This is a genomic window from Microbulbifer okhotskensis, from assembly GCF_023895975.1.
Taxonomy (GTDB): domain Bacteria; phylum Pseudomonadota; class Gammaproteobacteria; order Pseudomonadales; family Cellvibrionaceae; genus Microbulbifer; species Microbulbifer okhotskensis.
In genome coordinates, this window is sequence record NZ_JALBWM010000249.1 from 1 (window position 1) to 2,055 (window position 2,055).

The 2,055-nt window shown below is 48.2% G+C and carries 3 protein-coding genes; all 3 read left to right on the plus strand.

The features are described from left to right. The first annotated feature begins 94 nt into the window (after positions 1 to 94). A complete protein-coding gene (locus MO867_RS21700) occupies positions 95 to 409 on the plus strand; it encodes a hypothetical protein (RefSeq protein WP_252473034.1) in 315 nt (104 codons plus the stop codon). 443 nt (positions 410 to 852) lie between these two features. Then, a complete protein-coding gene (locus MO867_RS21705; RefSeq protein ID WP_252473037.1) occupies positions 853 to 1,299 on the plus strand; it encodes a hypothetical protein in 447 nt (148 codons plus the stop codon). A 247-nt stretch (positions 1,300 to 1,546) separates the two neighbouring features. Next, the gene (locus MO867_RS21710; RefSeq protein WP_252473040.1) at positions 1,547 to 1,864 is read left to right on the plus strand and encodes a helix-turn-helix transcriptional regulator; all 318 of its coding nucleotides are present in this window, start codon (positions 1,547 to 1,549) and stop codon (positions 1,862 to 1,864) included. Positions 1,865 to 2,055: the final 191 nt, after the last annotated feature.

Sequence of the window (2,055 nt, forward strand, 5' to 3'; positions counted from 1 at the left end):
TTATTAACCGGACAGCCCCGGCAGCCTCACCACTACCCAGGTGACGGGATTCTCGGTATTCTGAAGGTGCGAACCAGTAAATACCGGAAAATTTATGATTACATTCCTATCTGAAAGCTTCTCAAAGAGCGGCTTCATTGAGTTTTTCGTAATTGCCTGCGGCATGTTCTACGTAGCCTCACGTATTTCCCAGGCAAAATGGGCAACTCCAGAGTCAAACGTAATCCGTATTGCTACTTCTTGGGTTTTTTGGGTTTTTGCCTGCATTCTCCTGATCGTATCTCTTACAAATATCCCCGGCTGTGAAGGACCAAGGAAGCAGCCATATACTCAACAAAACCCAGTCCCACAGGCTGAATCCATTACGCAAGATAAATCCAAAATTCCCAATAGCGGCGAAGAAAATTAAAGCCTTCATCTCGCTCTCCTTGCTGCTGATAAAAAATTGTTGTCAGCTCTTCGGCTGTTAGTGAAATCAAATATCTATCCCCAAATATCTGGGTATTCATGAGCAAGGTTTACCTGCCCTTTACTAGCCGCAGCTAGCCGCCGCGCCAACCTTGGGCTTGGCAGGGGGTCATACCCGCCCGCTATTCGGCGCAGATAGATAGGCTTCGTCTCACACTCTTTGGCAAGCGCCTGAAGTGCTTCACGATTTAGCTTTGAGAGATATGTTTGAAGTTTCATACCGCTAAAGATTAGCTATTTACTAATCATTTCGCAAGCACCATTAGCAAAATGTTGTGGTAGGGTGCGCCAAACTATTAGCAGTCCCGACTTGATGGATAGGCTGCATAAACACAACCTGCTTTAATGGATCAGGTAATGGACCGGGAACCGCGCTGGGCAAAGATGACAAACAAAGAAACACGGGCTCGGAATATCAGGCTTCTGCGTGAACAGCACGGCCCCAAGAATAAAGACTTCGCCGAGGCTTTAGGGCTCTCTGTGAGCTACGCCAGCCAAATCAGTCAAGACCCGCCTATCACTAACGTGGGTGACAATAAAGCTAGGTGGATTGAGGAAAGATTGGGGTTGGAGCCTGGATGGCTAGATATGGAGCATCCCGAGGCCGAAACTCGGCAACAGCTCAAGCCGGGTCAAATTGACGAGGTGTTGGCGGCTAAGTGTGTGGCCGCCATGATGGAAACTCTGGAAAAAGAAGGAATTAAGATGCCCTCACCACGCATTTTCAGCGCGGCACTGATTACGCTCTACTCCACAAGCCAAGCAAGTGGGAAAGTTATCGATCCTACTCCCATCTTGCGCCTGGCAATTCTCGCTGGGGCTGGCAACTAATCCTCGCAGCTCCAGCTCCAACTTAACAGCCCGCACGATTCGCAGCACCTCTACATAATCCGGCGTATCCATCTGCCTACACTCCACTTTATTCCCGGCAGGGGTAACCTGCCACTACATCTTATTGACGGTATACCAACATCCCTCATGGGGCATTCATTAGTCAACCCGTTAGTAGGCATTTGCAACTTACACAAAAAAAGTTGCATATTGTGCAATTAGAGATTTACACACCAATATCCAGAATATGCCTGAGCGCCCCTACAAGCTCATCCGCGCAGCCAGAGAGCGTGCGGGACTAAGTCAACGCGAAGCGGCAGAAAAGCTCAGCATGTCCTACTCCTCTTATAACCGCATAGAACAAGGTTCTACTACCACAATACAACTAACGCTTTTATTCCGAATGAGAGAAGCGTTTAACCAGTCCCTAGATGAAATCTTCACGCCTGACGCGAGCGCTCAAAAATTTACCGAATCCGCAAAGAAGGCGCTCAAAGCAGACCCAAAACTAGCAGTTGAACTCTCTAACGAGATATTAGACGCCATTTCCAAACATTTTTGTTAGTAAATCACTTTACATATCATTAGTAGAGCACTAATCTACTCCTAACAGCTCAGGGAGAACCCCCATGTTAGGAATCAGCTCGACCGCCCCCACCGAAGACTCTTTAAACGCCTACGAGAATCACCAAGACTCTCTGCCGGACGAAACCGCAGCTGATGTAGAGCGCGCTGAAGCTGGCATTGTTGAATACG

Excerpts from the sequence above, each read along its gene's own strand:
- MO867_RS21700 (WP_252473034.1), top strand. The coding sequence starts at position 95 with ATGATTACATTCCTATCTGAAAGCTTCTCAAAGAGCGGCTTCATTGAG.
- MO867_RS21705 (WP_252473037.1), top strand. The coding sequence starts at position 853 with ATGACAAACAAAGAAACACGGGCTCGGAATATCAGGCTTCTGCGTGAA.
- MO867_RS21710 (WP_252473040.1), top strand. The coding sequence starts at position 1,547 with ATGCCTGAGCGCCCCTACAAGCTCATCCGCGCAGCCAGAGAGCGTGCG.